The sequence below is a fragment of the Rhodococcus oryzae genome (assembly GCF_005049235.1).
In the GTDB taxonomy this organism is placed as follows: Bacteria; Actinomycetota; Actinomycetes; order Mycobacteriales; family Mycobacteriaceae; genus Rhodococcus_G; species Rhodococcus_G oryzae.
Map to the genome: position 1 here is coordinate 95,641 of NZ_SUMD01000002.1, position 14,383 is coordinate 110,023.

The 14,383-nt window shown below is 70.1% G+C and carries 14 protein-coding genes; 9 read left to right on the forward strand and 5 right to left on the reverse strand.

The window, feature by feature from the left end; all coding sequences use genetic code 11:
- Positions 1-28 precede the first annotated feature (28 nt).
- From FCG67_RS03870 to pknB, 6 genes are read left to right on the forward strand one after another with little or no spacing between them, the layout of a single operon-like run.
- Positions 29-493 (forward strand): FHA domain-containing protein FhaB/FipA, encoded by a 465-nt coding sequence (locus FCG67_RS03870; protein WP_077044015.1) that lies wholly within the window; start codon positions 29-31, stop codon positions 491-493.
- Positions 490-1,947: a PP2C family serine/threonine-protein phosphatase gene (locus FCG67_RS03875; RefSeq protein WP_136907345.1), complete on the forward strand. Its 1,458-nt coding sequence runs from the start codon at positions 490-492 to the stop codon at positions 1,945-1,947. Before FCG67_RS03870 ends, FCG67_RS03875 begins: the two co-directional genes overlap by 4 nt.
- Complete coding sequence (locus FCG67_RS03880; protein WP_136907347.1) at positions 1,947-3,401, forward strand: FtsW/RodA/SpoVE family cell cycle protein; 1,455 nt, start codon at positions 1,947-1,949, stop codon at positions 3,399-3,401. Before FCG67_RS03875 ends, FCG67_RS03880 begins: the two co-directional genes overlap by 1 nt.
- Positions 3,398-4,888: a peptidoglycan D,D-transpeptidase FtsI family protein gene (locus tag FCG67_RS03885; protein ID WP_136907349.1), complete on the forward strand. Its 1,491-nt coding sequence runs from the start codon at positions 3,398-3,400 to the stop codon at positions 4,886-4,888. The genes FCG67_RS03880 and FCG67_RS03885 overlap by 4 nt, the downstream gene beginning before the upstream one ends.
- A 3-nt stretch (positions 4,889-4,891) precedes the next feature.
- On the forward strand, positions 4,892-6,250 hold the full coding sequence (locus tag FCG67_RS03890; protein WP_136907351.1) for a serine/threonine-protein kinase: 1,359 nt from the start codon (positions 4,892-4,894) through the stop codon (positions 6,248-6,250).
- On the forward strand, positions 6,247-8,172 hold the full coding sequence (pknB, locus tag FCG67_RS03895; protein WP_136907353.1) for a Stk1 family PASTA domain-containing Ser/Thr kinase: 1,926 nt from the start codon (positions 6,247-6,249) through the stop codon (positions 8,170-8,172). The genes FCG67_RS03890 and pknB overlap by 4 nt, the downstream gene beginning before the upstream one ends.
- Positions 8,173-8,266: 94 nt before the next feature.
- Here the strand turns inward: pknB and FCG67_RS03900 are convergent, their stop codons facing one another.
- Complete coding sequence (locus tag FCG67_RS03900; RefSeq protein ID WP_136907355.1) at positions 8,267-8,824, reverse strand: TetR/AcrR family transcriptional regulator; 558 nt, start codon at positions 8,822-8,824, stop codon at positions 8,267-8,269.
- A 249-nt stretch (positions 8,825-9,073) separates the two neighbouring features.
- Between FCG67_RS03900 and FCG67_RS03905 the strand changes: the two genes are divergently transcribed.
- Entirely contained in the window at positions 9,074-10,288 is a 1,215-nt protein-coding gene (locus tag FCG67_RS03905) for a cytochrome P450 (protein WP_136907356.1), read from the forward strand.
- Between the two features lie 24 nt (positions 10,289-10,312).
- On the opposite strand, the gene FCG67_RS03910 is transcribed toward FCG67_RS03905, so the two are convergent.
- The gene (locus FCG67_RS03910; protein WP_077043331.1) at positions 10,313-10,972 is read right to left on the reverse strand and encodes an aminodeoxychorismate/anthranilate synthase component II; all 660 of its coding nucleotides are present in this window, start codon (positions 10,970-10,972) and stop codon (positions 10,313-10,315) included.
- Positions 10,973-11,055: 83 nt separating this feature from the next.
- Positions 11,056-11,787 carry a DUF881 domain-containing protein gene (locus FCG67_RS03915; RefSeq protein WP_136908053.1) on the reverse strand — a complete coding sequence of 244 codons (732 nt, stop codon included), beginning with the start codon at positions 11,785-11,787 and terminating at the stop codon, positions 11,056-11,058.
- A 248-nt stretch (positions 11,788-12,035) separates the two neighbouring features.
- On the opposite strand from FCG67_RS03915, the gene crgA reads away from it, so the two are divergent.
- Entirely contained in the window at positions 12,036-12,299 is a 264-nt protein-coding gene (gene crgA, locus FCG67_RS03920; protein WP_136907357.1) for a cell division protein CrgA, read from the forward strand.
- A gap of 91 nt (positions 12,300-12,390) precedes the next feature.
- Entirely contained in the window at positions 12,391-12,870 is a 480-nt protein-coding gene (locus FCG67_RS03925) for a PH domain-containing protein (protein WP_246044828.1), read from the forward strand.
- A 12-nt stretch (positions 12,871-12,882) separates the two neighbouring features.
- On the opposite strand, the gene FCG67_RS03930 is transcribed toward FCG67_RS03925, so the two are convergent.
- Positions 12,883-13,803: a rhomboid family intramembrane serine protease gene (locus FCG67_RS03930; protein WP_136907359.1), complete on the reverse strand. Its 921-nt coding sequence runs from the start codon at positions 13,801-13,803 to the stop codon at positions 12,883-12,885.
- 13 nt (positions 13,804-13,816) lie between these two features.
- Positions 13,817-14,377, reverse strand: coding sequence for a peptidylprolyl isomerase (locus tag FCG67_RS03935; protein ID WP_211243103.1), 561 nt, complete (start codon positions 14,375-14,377; stop codon positions 13,817-13,819).
- Positions 14,378-14,383 lie beyond the last annotated feature (6 nt).

A 14,383-nucleotide genomic window follows, 5' to 3' on the forward strand; every position in this document is an offset into this window, starting at 1 on the left:
ATCGCCACGAATGAGGAGGTGGACCGCCGTGCAGGGACTCATCCTGCAGTTGACCAGGGCGGGCTTCCTGCTGTTGCTGTGGCTGTTCGTCTGGGGCGTGCTCCGGGCCCTGCGCAGTGACGTCTACGCCGCCTCGGGTGTGCGTGTCCCGCCCCGGTATTCGCGGAGCGCCTCGGTGCTGCCCTCGTTCGGCAAGCCGAAGGTGGCCAAGTTCCTCATCGTCACGCAGGGCGCGCTGGCGGGCACCCGCATCACGCTCGGCGCGCAGCCCGTCCTGATCGGCCGAGCCGACGATTCCACGCTCGTGCTCACCGACGACTACGCCTCCACCCGGCACGCCCGGCTGTCCCAGCGCGGAACCGACTGGTACGTGGAGGATCTCGGATCGACGAACGGCACCTACCTGGACCGGGCGAAGGTGACCACCGCGGTGCGGGTTCCCCTCGGCACCCCGGTTCGCGTGGGCAAGACCGTGATCGAGCTGCGCCCGTGACCCTCGTCCTCCGTTACGCGGCGCGCAGCGACCGCGGCCTGGTGCGCTCGAACAACGAAGATTCCGTGTACGCGGGCGCCCGGCTACTCGCGCTCGCCGACGGCATGGGCGGCCACGCCGCGGGCGAGGTCGCCTCCCAGCTGATGATCGCGGCCCTCGCACATCTCGACGACGACGAACCCGGCGAGGACCTGCTGGGCAAGCTCGAGGCCGCCACCCGCGCGGGCAACGCCGCCATCGCCGATCAGGTCGAGGAGGAGCCCGAACTCGACGGCATGGGCACCACCCTGACCGCGATCCTGTTCGCGGGCAGCAAGCTCGGCCTGGTGCACATCGGCGACTCACGCGCGTACCTGCTGCGCGAGGGCGTGCTCACCCAGATCACCCGCGACGACACCTTCGTCCAGTCCCTCGTCGACGAGGGACGGATCACCGCCGAGCAGGCGCACACCCACCCGCAGCGTTCCCTGATCATGCGGGCGCTGACCGGCAACGAGATCGAGCCGACGCTCACGGTCCGGGAGGCCCGCGCGGGCGACCGGTACCTGCTGTGCTCCGACGGGCTCTCCGATGTCGTCAGCGACGAGACCATCTCGGAGGTGCTCGGTGAGGGGGAGCACGGCGAGTCCGCCGACCGGCTGATCGAACTGGCGCTGCGCAGCGGCGGACCGGACAACGTCACCGTCGTGGTCGCCGACGTCATCGACCTCGACTACGGCCAGAGCCATCCCATCGTGGCGGGCGCCGCCTCCCACGAGGACGAGGACGACTCCCCGCCGCCGGACACCGCCGCCGGACGGGCCGCCGCCATGCGCCCGCCGCGGGCGACCCCGCGCCGGGTGACCGGCCCGGTCGACACCGACGCCGCGAAGCCGAAGCGCCGACTGACCTGGATCCTGTTGGGGCTGGGCCTGATCGCCGTCGTGGTCGTGGGACTCGTGGTCGGGCGCAGCCTGATCCGCAGCAACTACTACGTGGGCGCGGACGACAGCCGGGTGACCGTGCTGCGCGGCGTCCCCGGTTCCGTGTTCGGGTACTCGCTGCAGGAGGCGAACCTCGTCGGGTGCATCACCAACAGCGGCTCGCTGAGCCTGGTGACCCCGGACGCCGAGCCGACGAACTGCACCCTGATGATGGTGGACGATCTGCAGCCCTCGGCCCGTGAACAGGTGCGCGCCGGCCTGCCGTCCGGGAGCCTCGACGACGCCAAGCGGCAGATGAGCCGTCTCGCGACCGCCGACCTGCTCCCGGTGTGCCAGAGCGCCACCGCCGCGCCTCCCGCTCCCCCGGCGACCGGTGTCCCCGCCGCGCCGACCACCCCGGCCGCGCCGACCAACCCACCGCCGCCGTCCGCGGCGCCGCCGACGCCCGGCACCACCGCGGCACCGCCGATCAGCCCCTCCGAGTTGGCTCAGGCACAGGTGCCCGGGCAGAACTGCAGGACCGGCCGCTGATGTCTGTCTCCGCGGCACCGTCGGGGCCCTCCTTCCCGAGTCCGGCCGGAGGGTTCGCGCCCGCACCCGTGCAATCGAACCGACGCAACGTCGAACTGGTGCTGATCTGCTGCGCCATCGCGATCACCACCCTGTCGCTGATCCTGGTCGAGGCGAGCCAGGAGCAGAAGATCACCCTGGACCTGGCCAAGTACGCGCTCGCCTATGCCGTCCTGTTCGTCATCGCCCACCTCGCGGTGCGCAGGTTCGCGCCGTACGCCGACCCCCTGCTGCTGCCGATCGTCGCGCTGCTCAACGGTCTCGGGCTGGTGCTCATCCACCGACTCGACCTCGCCGACGCCGCGACCGCGGCCTCCTTCGGGTGGGAGATCCCCTCCCCCGACGCCAATCAGCAGGTGCTGTGGACCGCGCTCGCGATCGCCGGCTTCATCGCGGTGCTGGTGTTCCTCGAGGACTACCGACTGCTGGCGCGCTACAGCTACACCCTCGGCCTTGCCGGTCTGGTGCTGCTCGCACTCCCCGCGGTGCTGCCGTCGTCGATGTCCGAGGTGAACGGCGCGAAGATCTGGATCAAGTTGCCGTTCTTCAGCATTCAGCCCGGCGAATTCGCCAAGATCCTGCTGATCATCTTCTTCGCCTCTGTCCTGGTGTCCAAGCGCGAGCTGTTCACCACGGCGGGCAGGCATTTCTTCGGCATGGACCTGCCGCGCGCCCGCGACCTCGGGCCGATCCTCGTCGCCTGGGTCGTCTCGATCGGCGTGCTGGTGCTCGAAAAGGACCTGGGCACCTCGCTGCTGCTGTTCGGCACCGTGCTGGTGATGCTCTACATCGCCACCGAACGGGTCGGCTGGCTGCTGATCGGCGGCGGGCTGCTCGCGCTCGGGTTCGTGTTCGCCTATCAGCTCTTCGGCCACGTCCGGGTCCGGGTGAACACCTGGCTCGACCCGCTCGGCGACTACAACAACACCGGGTATCAGATCTCGCAGTCGCTGTTCGGGCTCGCAACCGGCGGGCTCGCCGGAACCGGCCTCGGCAGCGGGCGGCCGTCCCAGGTCCCGTTCGCGAAGACCGACTTCATCGTCGCCACGATCGGCGAGGAGCTCGGGCTGATCGGCCTGGCCGCCGTGCTGATGCTGTTCCTGATCTTCGTCATCCGCGGGCTGCGGACCGCGCTTGCGGTGCGTGACAGCTTCGGCAAGCTGCTCGCCGCCGGGCTCTCGTTCACCGTGGCGATCCAGGTCTTCGTGGTCGTCGGCGGCGTGACCAAGCTGATCCCGCTGACCGGCCTGACCACCCCCTACATGTCGTACGGCGGCTCCTCGCTGCTGGCGAACTACCTGCTGCTGGCGCTGCTCATCAAGATCTCCGACTCCGCGCGGACCCCGCCGAAGCCCACGAAGAAGGGACCCGCCCCCATCGCGGACGCACCGACCGAAATGCTGAGGCGCCCATGAACACGCCCCTGCGCCGCGTCGCGATGGCGGTCATGGTGATGGTGGTGGCGCTCCTGGCCAACGCCACGTACGTGCAGGTCATCAAGGCCGACGACCTGCGCACCGACCCGCGGAACTCCCGGGTCCTGCTCGACGAGTACTCGCGTCAGCGCGGACAGATCTCGGCGGGCGGTCAGGTGCTGGCCGCGTCGATCCCCACCGACGACCGGTACAAGTACCTGCGCACGTATCCGCCGAACCCGGCGGCGCCGTCGAGCCCGTTCGCGAACGCGCCGGTCACCGGCTTCTACTCGATGCTCTACGGCAGCACGGGACTCGAACGCACCGAGGACCAGGTGCTCAACGGCTCCGACAACCGGCTGTTCGGGCGGCGGTTCTTCGACCTGGTCTCCGGCCGCGACCCGCGCGGCGGCAACGTGGTCACCACTCTCGACCCGGTCGTCCAGCAGGTGGCGTACGACCAGCTGACCGCGAAGGGCTACACCGGCTCCGTGGTCGCGATCCGGCCCAGCACCGGCGAGGTGCTGGCGATGGTGAGCACGCCCAGCTACGACCCGAACCTGCTGGCCAGCCACGACGGTGCGGTCAGCACCCAGGCCTGGGAGGCGCTGAACGAGGACGAGGACAAGCCGCTGCTCAACCGGGCCATCTCGCAGACCTATCCGCCCGGCTCCACGTTCAAGGTGGTGGTCACCGCCGCCGCGCTGAGCAACGGGGCGAACCCGGAGGAGCAGCTGACCGCGGCACCGAACATCACGCTGCCCGGCACCAACACGACGCTGGAGAACTACAACGGCAGCACCTGTGGCAGCGGTCCGACCGCCTCGCTGCGGGAGGCCTTCGCCAGGTCCTGCAACACGGCGTTCGTCGAGTTGGGCATCCGGACCGGCGCCGACGCCCTGAAGGACGAGGCCGCCGGGTTCGGCATCCAGCCCGATTCACCCGGCATCCCGATGCCCGTCGCGGACGGCACCGTCGGATCGATTCCCGACGACGCCGCGCTCGGGCAGTCCAGCATCGGCCAGCGCGACGTGGCGCTGACCCCGCTGGAGAACGCCGTGATCGCCGCGACCGTCGCGAACGGCGGCGTCCGGATGCAGCCGCACGTGGTGGCCCAGCTGCAGAGCCCCGACCTGTCGAACCTGGCGACGACGCACCCCGAGTCGCTGGGTCAGGCGGTGTCCCCGCAGGTGGCGGCGACGCTCACCGACCTGATGATCGGCTCGGAGAACAACACCGGCGGCGGCAACAAGATCCCCGGCGTCCAGATCGCGTCCAAGACCGGAACCGCCGAGCACGGCAGCGATCCCCGCAATACCCCACCGCACGCCTGGTACATCGGGTTCGCCCCCGCGGCGAACCCGGAGATCGCGATCGCCGTGCTCGTGGAGAACGGCGGCGACCGCGCCCTTGCCGCGACCGGAGGCTCGGTCGCGGCACCGATCGGGCGGGCCGTCATCGAAGCCGGACTGCGGCAGGGGGGCTGAGTGATGAGTCTGAACAACGGCGCGGTGATCGCGAACCGGTACCGGCTACAGCGGCTGATCGCCACCGGCGGGATGGGCCAGGTCTGGGAGGGCGTCGACAACCGCCTGCACCGCCGGGTCGCGGTCAAGGTCCTCAAGTCGGAGTACTCCGCGGACCCCGAGTTCCTGGAGCGCTTCCGCACGGAGGCCCGCACCACCGCCCAGCTCAACCACCCCGGCATCGCGGGGATCTACGACTACGGCGAGACCCTCGACAGCGTCGGCCAGTCCACCGCATACCTGGTGATGGAGTTGGTCAACGGAGAGCCGCTGAACGCGGTGCTGGGGCGTGTCGGCCGGCTGGCGCTGCCGCACGCGCTCGACATGCTCGAGCAGACCGGCCGCGCCCTTCAGGTGGCGCACGAGGCGGGCGTGGTGCACCGCGACGTCAAGCCCGGCAACATCCTGATCACCCCGGCCGGCCAGGTGAAGATCACCGACTTCGGCATCGCGAAGGCGGTCGAGGCCTCCCCGGTGACCCGGACCGGCATGGTGATGGGCACCGCCCAGTACATCGCGCCCGAACAGGCCCTCGGACAGGACGCCTCGCCTGCCAGCGACGTGTACTCGCTCGGCGTGGTCGGCTACGAGGCCCTCTCCGGCCGTCGCCCGTTCGTCGGCGACGGCGCGCTGACGGTGGCGATGAAGCACGTTCAGGAGGTGCCGAGCCCGCTGCCTGCGGATCTGCCGCCGAACGTGCGCGAGCTGATCGACATCACGATGGCCAAGGACCCGGCCGCGCGGTACGGCAGCGGCGGCGAATTCGCCGACGCGGTCGCCGTGGTCAGGTCCGGCGCGCGGCCGCCGCTGCCCGGGGCCGGCCTGCCGCCGCGGCCGGGGACGGGCGCGGTGCCGCCCATCGTCGGGACCCAGATGTTGCCGACGTCCCAGCGCGAATATGCTGGCCCCGATTCCGGGTCGGAACCGGCGGTGGCGACGGGCATGACCAAGGGACAGAAGATCCTGGCGTGGGGCGGCGGCGGACTGCTACTCGCGGCCCTGCTGATCTCCGTGTGGATTCTCCTGTCCGGCGGTGGCGGAGCGCCGAGCAATCCGACGCCGCCGCTGGTGACGACGACGCGGCCGGTGGTCACCACCACCACCCGCCCGCCCGTGACCACCACCACGGAACGGACGACCACGACCGAGGAACCGACGACCACCACGACGGAACCGACCACCACGGAGCCGACGACGACGACCACCACGGAGCCGACGACCACCACGACGGAACCGACCACCACGACCACGACAGCGCCCCGCACGACCACCGCCACGACCACGCCGGACGTCCTCGAACCGGCCCCGCAAGGACAGCCATGACCACACCCCGCAAGCTCTCCTCCCGCTACGAGCTGGGCGAGATCCTCGGCTTCGGTGGCATGTCCGAGGTGCACCTCGCCCGCGACATGCGCCTGAGCCGGGATGTAGCGATCAAGGTGCTGCGCGCCGATCTCGCCCGCGACCCCACGTTCTACCTCCGTTTCCGCCGCGAGGCGCAGAACGCGGCGGCACTGAACCATCCCGCCATCGTGGCCGTCTACGACACCGGCGAGGCCGAGACCGACGGCGGTCCGCTGCCGTACATCGTGATGGAGTACGTCGACGGCGACACGCTGCGCGATATCGTCCGCACCGAGGGCCCCATGCAGGCCCGGCGCGCGATGGAGGTCATCGCCGACGTGTGTGCGGCGCTCGATTTCAGCCATCGCAACGGGATCGTGCACCGCGACATCAAGCCGGCGAACATCATGATCAACCGCGCGGGCGCGGTGAAGGTAATGGACTTCGGCATCGCCCGCGCGATCTCCGATGCCTCCAGCCCGATGACGCAGACGTCCGCGGTGATCGGCACGGCTCAGTACCTCTCGCCCGAGCAGGCGCGCGGCGAGCAGGTCGACGCCCGCTCGGACGTGTACTCGCTCGGCTGCGTGCTGTTCGAGATCCTCACCGGCGAGCCGCCCTTCAAGGGCGATTCCCCGGTGGCCGTCGCCTACCAGCATGTCCGGGAGGATCCGGCCCTCCCCTCGAGCGTGAACCCGAACGTGCCGCGCGAGCTCGACTCGGTGATCCTCAAGGCGATGAGCAAGAACCCGGCCAACCGGTACCAGAGCGCCGCCGACATGCGCTCCGATCTGGTGCGGGTGCTCGGCGGTCAGCGTCCGGGCGCGCCGATGGTAATGAACGACGAGGACCGCACCACGATCCTCGGCGCGGTGGACGGGTCGAACCGGTACGGCGCGCCCCCCGTCTCGCCCCCGCCGGTGGCGCAGGCGGCCGCGCCTGCGCCGGAGGACGGTCAGCCGCGCAGCCGCAAGGCCGTGCGCGCGGTGCTGCTGTCGGTGGCGGCCCTGGCTGTGATCGGCATCGTCGGCGCGTTCCTGTGGTCGCTCGGCCCCGGCTCGAAGGCCGCACAGGTCACGGTCCCGAACGTCGCCAACCAGTCCGCGCAGGACGCCCAGAACGCGCTGCAGGATCTCGGTTTCCGGGTGCAGAGCCAGCCGAAGCCGAGCGATGACGTAGCCTCGGGCAACGTCATCGCCAGCATCCCCGTCGCGGGGACCAGGGCCGACGAGGGCACCACGGTGACTCTCGACGTGTCCACCGGTCCGCAGGAGGTGGAGGTCCCGACGCTGACCGGCATGACGCAGGCGCAGGCGGCGCAGGCGCTGAACGCGATCGGCCTGCAGTTGGATTCGACGGTGAGCACCGCCGCGTCGACGCAAGACCAGCTGGACAAGGTGGTCGCGCAGAAGCCGGAAGCCGGGTCGAATGTCGCGCTGGACGGCGCCGTGAAGATCACCCTCGGCAGCGGACCGGAGCAGATCCGGATCCCGAACGTCGTCGGCCAGACCCTCGACGTCGCGCAACCGAACATCGAGGGCGCGGGCTTCAAGGTCCAGGTCGAGAACATCGACTCCGGCAAGCCCAAGGGCGAGGTCGTCTCCACCGACCCGTCCGGAGGCAGCGCGGAGGCCAAGGGTGCCACCGTCAAGATCCGGGTGTCGAACGGCAACATGGTCACGATGCCCAACCTGAACAACCAGAGCGTGTCGCAGGCGCTGGACTCACTTCGGCGCGCGGGCTGGACCGGGTCCTCGAGCCAGCTCGTCCAGCATCCGGAGGCGACCCTGGAGACCGATCAGGTCGGCAAGGTGGTCACCCAGGCGCAGCCGGCGGGTTCGGAGATCTCCAAGACCTCGACCATCTCGGTCGGGATCGGTCAGCTCGGCATTCCCCGGTAGAGCCGGTAACCCGTTCCGTTGAGGGGCATCGTCGTGCGGTTCGACCGCGCGAGGGTGCCCCTCACGCGTAGGCGCGGCGTCCCGGACGCCGCGGCTACCGAAAGGCCGGTTCGACGAACCGTTCAACGATCCGGCGTTCCGCCGCCGGGTCTCCCGCCGGCACCGTGAGCAGCGAGATGACCACCCGCACGATCCACTGCGCAGCCTCCGCATCGGGCGCGATGCCCGTCAACGCCGTGGCGACCCTCCCGAGTTCGGGGGATGACGCGAGGTAGTCGTCGCCGCGGCCGGTGCGGGAGTTCGTCAGCCACTGCGACAGCGCGGCGTCCGCGCGCACGGCCGCGACGGAGATCAGGATCGCCTCGACGATCCGGCGGGAACCGCTCAGCGGTTCCACCTCGACCGCGACCCGCTGGGCCACCGCCGCGGCCGCCGCGGAGACCACTCCGCCGATCAGCGCGGACTTGCCCCCGACGTACCGGTAGAGGGTCGCTCGTGAACACCCGGCCCTTGCCGCGACATCCTCGACGCTGACCCGGTCGAGTCCCCGCTCGAGGAACAACTCCGCGGCGGCGGCGTGGATTCTCGCCACCGCGATCGCACGGCGGTTGCCGCCTGCCAGCCAGTCCGACCCCGCGCCCGGTTCACCCACGAATCGCCTCCGGATAGCGCTGTGTGAATTTGTCTCGTGATGAGACAAATTTCCCAATCAGTCTATAACTCGACCCGCGATTTGCCGCGATGAGCTGCACGGGGGCGGCATCGGATCGAGAGCGTGAGACTTTCCGTTTTATGCAGGTCACGCGGCACGATCTCATCTTCCCCCACGCCCTTGACATGCACTCGGCGCCGGGTGAACGTGGTAATTCTGAAACACGTTCTACTACCGGTGGGAGAATCGATGACCGCATTGCCACTCGAGGGGATCGACCTCTTCGATCCGGCGAATCTCGACGACCCGAACGCGCTGTACCGCGCGCTCCGAGAGAACTCGCCCGTCCACCGGGTCCCGGGAACCGACTTCTATCTCGTCTCCACCTGGGATCTGGTCACCGAGGCGGCGGCGCGCGTCGACGACTTCTCGTCGAACCTGACAGGGGTCCTCGTTCAGCAGCCCGACGGGCCACCGGTGACCTTCGACATGGACGGCGGCGGACGGGCGGTGCACGTGCTCGCGACCGCCGACGACCCGACGCACGCCCACCACCGCAAGCTGGTGCTGCAGACGCTCGGCAAGAGGATCCGCGCGCTTGGCCCGACGGTCGATGTCCTGGCCGATCGGCTGTGGGCCGAGGGAGTGCGGGACGACCGGATCGACTACGCGACCGACATGGCCGACAAGCTGCCCCTCGCCCTCATCGCGCATCTCGTCGGCCTGCCCGAGGGTGACGTCCCACAGCTCCTGACCTGGGCGTACGACAGCACGGAACTGCTCGGCGGAGTGGTCACCGCGGACCGACTCGGTCAGCTCGTCACCTCGTCGGTCGAGCTCGCCGGCTACCTGCACACGCAGTTCGTCCGGGCCAAGGACGATCTGAAGGACGACCTCATGGGCGTGCTGGCGCGCGCCTGCGCGACCGGTGACCTGACCGACGACGTCGCGGTGCTGATCCTCGTTCAGTTGGTCGGCGCGGGCGGCGAGTCGACGGCCGGGCTGATCGCCAGTTCGGCACGGCTGCTCGCCACCCACCCCGACGTCCAGCGCGCGCTCCGCGACGATCCCGCCCTGATCGACCCCTTCCTCGACGAGGCGCTCCGCCTGGAATCCCCGTTCCGTGCGCACCACCGGCATGTCGTCGCGGACACCACGCTGGGCGGGGTCGCGCTACCTGCGGGCAGTCACGCCCTCCTGCTGTGGGGGTCGGCGAACCGCGATCCCGCCCGGTTCGAGCGTCCCGACGAGGTCGTCCTCGACCGCCCGGGTATCCGCTCCCATCTCGCCTTCGGCAAGGGCGCCCATTTCTGCATCGGGTCGGCGCTCGCGCGGATGGAAGCCCTCGCCGCCGTCACCCTTCTCCTCGAACGCAGCACCCGGATCTCCATCGCCGACGAGGCGAGCTGGGTGCCGAGCATCTTCGTGCGGCGCCACCTCCGCCTGCCGCTCCGGATCAGCTGACTCAGGCCGGCCGCGGCGTCCGGCTCAGTTGTGGGTGAGCGCGGACCCCAGCGCCTGCGCGACCTCGGCCTCCAGCGTCGAGACGAGCGCCTCCGGCGGCCGCTGCCCGCACACCTCGAGCCAGTTCGCCAGCATCCGGTGGCCGCCCTGGGTCAGCACCGACTCCGGATGGAACTGGACGCCGTGGATCGGCAGCTCCCGGTGCCGCATCGCCATCACGATCCCGGTGTCGGTGTGCGCGGTGGCGATCAGCTCGTCCGGCATCGTCTCCGGCAGCACCGTCAGCGAGTGGTAGCGGGTGGCGGTGAACGGGTCGGGCAGCCCGGCCAGCACCCCGGTGCCGTCGTGGCTGACCTGGCTGGTCTTGCCGTGCAGCAGTTCCGGTGCCCGATCGACGGTGGCGCCGAACGCGGCGCCGATGGACTGGTGGCCGAGGCACACCCCGAGCAGCGGGGTGCGGGCCGCCGCGCACGCCGCGACCAGGTCCATGCTCGCGCCTGCCCGCTGAGGCGTGCCAGGTCCCGGGCTCAGCAGCACCCCGTCGAACTGCGCCGCGACGGCATCGCGGTCGGCGAGCTCCGGGTCGTCGTTGCGCCAGACGGTGGCCTTGGTGCCGAGCTGGCCGAGGTACTGCACCAGGTTGAACACGAAGCTGTCGTAGTTGTCGACGACCAGGATGCGCATTGCAGCAGGATATGCGGCTTCGCCGCCTGTGCGCGATCGGCACCCCGCCTGGGGTACGGATCACGCACGGGCGGCGCAGGCGCCTAGTTCGCGAACTTGGTCCGCAGCTGCCCGGTATACGCAGGCACGGTGAACGTGTCCGACGCCTCCTGGGTGTACCCCAGCCCGTAGCGGACGGCGTACTGCTTGAAGGTGCGCACGCCGGGCTCGGCGGCGAGCGCGGCCTCGATCCGGGCCGGGTCGCCGATCGCCGTCATCTGATACGGCGGGCTGTAGGTCCGCCCGTGCAGCAGCAGCGTGTTGCCGATACAACGCGGCGCCGAGGTGTTGACGATGCGCTGGTCCTGCATCCCGACCGCGACCGCCCCGCCCGCCCAGAGCGCGTTCAGCACGCTCTGCACATCCTGCTGGTGCACGACGAGATCATCGGGCGAGGCTCCCGCGGGGAACTTGCCGTCGGAGTCGCGGGGCGCGTCGGTGAGGGTCACCCGCACTCCGGGTCCGGTGACCGCGCTCAGGCCCGCCGCGGCCTCCAGCGCCCGGCTCTGCTCGAGGGCGCCGGCGACATCGGAGTCGGAACCGGCCGCCTCGTCCTGGAGGGCGGCCAGCTGCGCGGCCAACCCGTCGCGCACCCCCGCAGCGTCATCCGCGTCTGCCTGCGCACTGCGCACCAGGTCGGAGAGCCTCGTGGTGTCTCCGCGCCGCAACTCGTTGCCCTCCGAGACCGCGCGGGTGGTCGCCAGGAGCAGCCCGGTCACCACGCAGACGATCGGGACGCAGATCTTCCAGAAGAGTTGCCTGCGCCGCGGCGCCACGTGCGCCGCAGGCCGGTGGGACACGGTGCGATCGGGTGCCGTCGGATCGGGTGCGGACGGATCGGGTTCGGTCACAGCTCCCCGCCTCCTCCCCTGTCGTGCTCGCGGGTCCAGCCAGCAGACCCTGCCCGGGCACGTCTGTGCTCGGCTAGCGTGTACTCACCACCGGTAATCTCGAATCTACCTGGTGGGCGTCGACGCCGACGCCGACGCAATCGCACGATCCACACTGAACCAACGAGGACGTCATGCCCAAGTCGAAGGTCCGCAAGAAGACCGACTACACGATCAATCCCGCGAACCGCACGCCCGTGAAGGTCAAGGTCGGCCCGTCCAGCACGCTCTACGTGTCTGTGATGCTCGGCTTCATGCTGCTCGGGCTCGCGTGGCTGATCGTTTACTACCTGGCCGCGGACCAGATCACCTGGATGAACGACCTGGGGGCCTACAACTTCCTGGTCGGCTTCGGATTCATGGTTGTCGGCCTCATCATGACGATGAGATGGCGCTGACCTGGGGATATCCCCCTTCAGGCAGCATCAATTACATCGTTGTCATTCATCCCCAATGTGGATAAACCCTGTGGATAGCTGTGGAGAGCCTGTGCACAACCCCGAAAACCCTGTGCACAACCCCGAGCTCGCATGGTCCACACCCACCGGTGCGCTGATCGCAACCGGTGTCGGCGGGGTGGCCATGCTCCTCGCCGCCGCGGCGGTGGCCTCGGATCCGGCGGGACGGGTGCTGATCGGACTCGGCGCGCTCGGGCTGCTGGTGATCACCGCGCTTGGGCTGCGCCAGCGGCCCCGGCTCGCCGTGCTCGACGGCGCGAGGGGGATCGCGGTGCAGCGGCTGACCGGACGCCACGAGTACCAGGCGTCGGAGCTGAGCCGGGTCCGGATCGTGCGCTATCCGCGGCTGGGCCGTCGGGTGCCGATGCTGGAGATCGACGTGCGCCCGCCCGGGGTCGACGACGACAAGCTGATGATCTTCGGTCGCTGGGACCTCGGTACCGATCCCACCGATGTCTTCGAGGCGCTCGCCGGCCGCGGGCTGGTGCCGCCGGAGCGGCCGCGCCCGTAGCCGGCGAGGCGACTACATCCCGAGTTCGGACCGCAGCTGCGCCATCCGCAGCGCGATGACTCCGACCGAGACGACGGTGACGGCGGCGAGGCCGCCCCAGCCGAGCGTGCGCGCCTTCTGGCGCTCCGCGGGGGTACCGAGGCTGCCGGGGGCGAACATCAGCGCCGCGGTGGCGGCAGCGCCCGCGACGAGCCCGCCGAGGTGCCCCCACAGCGAGATCCCCGGGATCGTCACGCTGATGATCACGTTGAGGGCGATGATGGCCAAGACCGGGCCGGGGCTGCGCTTGAGCCGCAGCAGGATCACCGCCTGCGCACCCATCAGTCCGAAGACCGCACCCGAGGCGCCCGCGGTGACGGCATTCACCTGGAAGGCCATCACGGCGGCCGAGCCACCGAGGATCGAGACGAGGTACACCGCGACGTAGCGGGAGCGCCCGAGGATGATCTCGGTGTCGCGGCCGATCACCCAGAGCGCGAACATGTTGACCAGCAGGTGGACCGCACCGAAGTGCAGGAAGCCGCTGCCGACGACGCGAACCAGGTCGCCGTCGGCAACCGCGGGCGGCCACAGCGCCCAGCTGGTGAACAGCGGCGAGCCGAGGTGATTGTTCGCCACGTTGCCGGACTGGAGCACCGTGATCGCGTAGATCAGGACGTTGAGCCCGATCAGGACATAGGTGACGATCGGGGTGGGCAGGCCGGTCCGGAGCGGAGCACCGGCGACGGTGCGGGCCGAACGGGCGGTCTTGGCGTCGGCGGCGATGCAGTCGACGCAGTGCTGGCCGACGGCGGCCGGTCGCAGGCACTCGACGCACGCGGGACGGCCGCAGCGGGTGCAGGAGAGCGCGGTGGGCCGGTCCGGGTGCCGGACGCACCGCGGTTGGGGCGGCGTGCCGTCACCGGCCACGCCACCCCAACCGGGGTTGGTCATCTCGCGGTACCGATCAGGAGATGGTGATGCTGTTGATGACGACCGCCTCCAGCGGGCGGTCCGTGCGGTCGACCGAGGTTCCGGAGATGGCGTCGACGACCTTCTTCGACTCCGCGTCCACGACCTCACCGAAGATGGTGTGCTTGCGGTTGAGGTGCGGGGTCTTGCCGGTGGTGATGAAGAACTGCGAGCCGTTGGTGCCCGGGCCGGCGTTCGCCATGGCCAGCAGGTACGGCTTGTCGAACTGCAGCTCCGGGTGGAACTCGTCGCCGAACTGGTAGCCCGGGCCGCCACGGCCGGTGCCGGTCGGGTCGCCGCCCTGGATCATGAAGCCGTCGATGACGCGGTGGAAGACGGCGCCGTCGTAGAACGGTCCGGTCTTGCCGCCCGAGGCGTTCTCGGTGCTGTAGTCCTGGGTGCCGTCGGCGAGGCCGACGAAGTTCGCGACGGTCTTCGGCGCGTGGTTGCCGAACAGGACGATCTTGATGTCGCCGCGGTTGGTGTGCAGCGTTGCGGTTGCGGTCTGATTCGGTGAGGTCACTCCACCATGGTGCCATTCCGCCGTACGGAACATGTGCGA

Bases quoted from the DNA above. Each gene is read 5' to 3' on its own strand.
- FCG67_RS03880 (WP_136907347.1), top strand. From the start codon at position 1,947: ATGTCTGTCTCCGCGGCACCGTCGGGGCCCTCCTTCCCGAGTCCGGCC.
- FCG67_RS03885 (WP_136907349.1), top strand. From the start codon at position 3,398: ATGAACACGCCCCTGCGCCGCGTCGCGATGGCGGTCATGGTGATGGTG.
- FCG67_RS03890 (WP_136907351.1), top strand. From the start codon at position 4,892: ATGAGTCTGAACAACGGCGCGGTGATCGCGAACCGGTACCGGCTACAG.
- pknB (WP_136907353.1), top strand. From the start codon at position 6,247: ATGACCACACCCCGCAAGCTCTCCTCCCGCTACGAGCTGGGCGAGATC.
- FCG67_RS03905 (WP_136907356.1), top strand. From the start codon at position 9,074: ATGACCGCATTGCCACTCGAGGGGATCGACCTCTTCGATCCGGCGAAT.
- FCG67_RS03910 (WP_077043331.1), bottom strand. From the start codon at position 10,972: ATGCGCATCCTGGTCGTCGACAACTACGACAGCTTCGTGTTCAACCTG.
- crgA (WP_136907357.1), top strand. From the start codon at position 12,036: ATGCCCAAGTCGAAGGTCCGCAAGAAGACCGACTACACGATCAATCCC.
- FCG67_RS03930 (WP_136907359.1), bottom strand. From the start codon at position 13,803: ATGACCAACCCCGGTTGGGGTGGCGTGGCCGGTGACGGCACGCCGCCC.
- FCG67_RS03935 (WP_211243103.1), bottom strand. From the start codon at position 14,377: ATGTTCCGTACGGCGGAATGGCACCATGGTGGAGTGACCTCACCGAAT.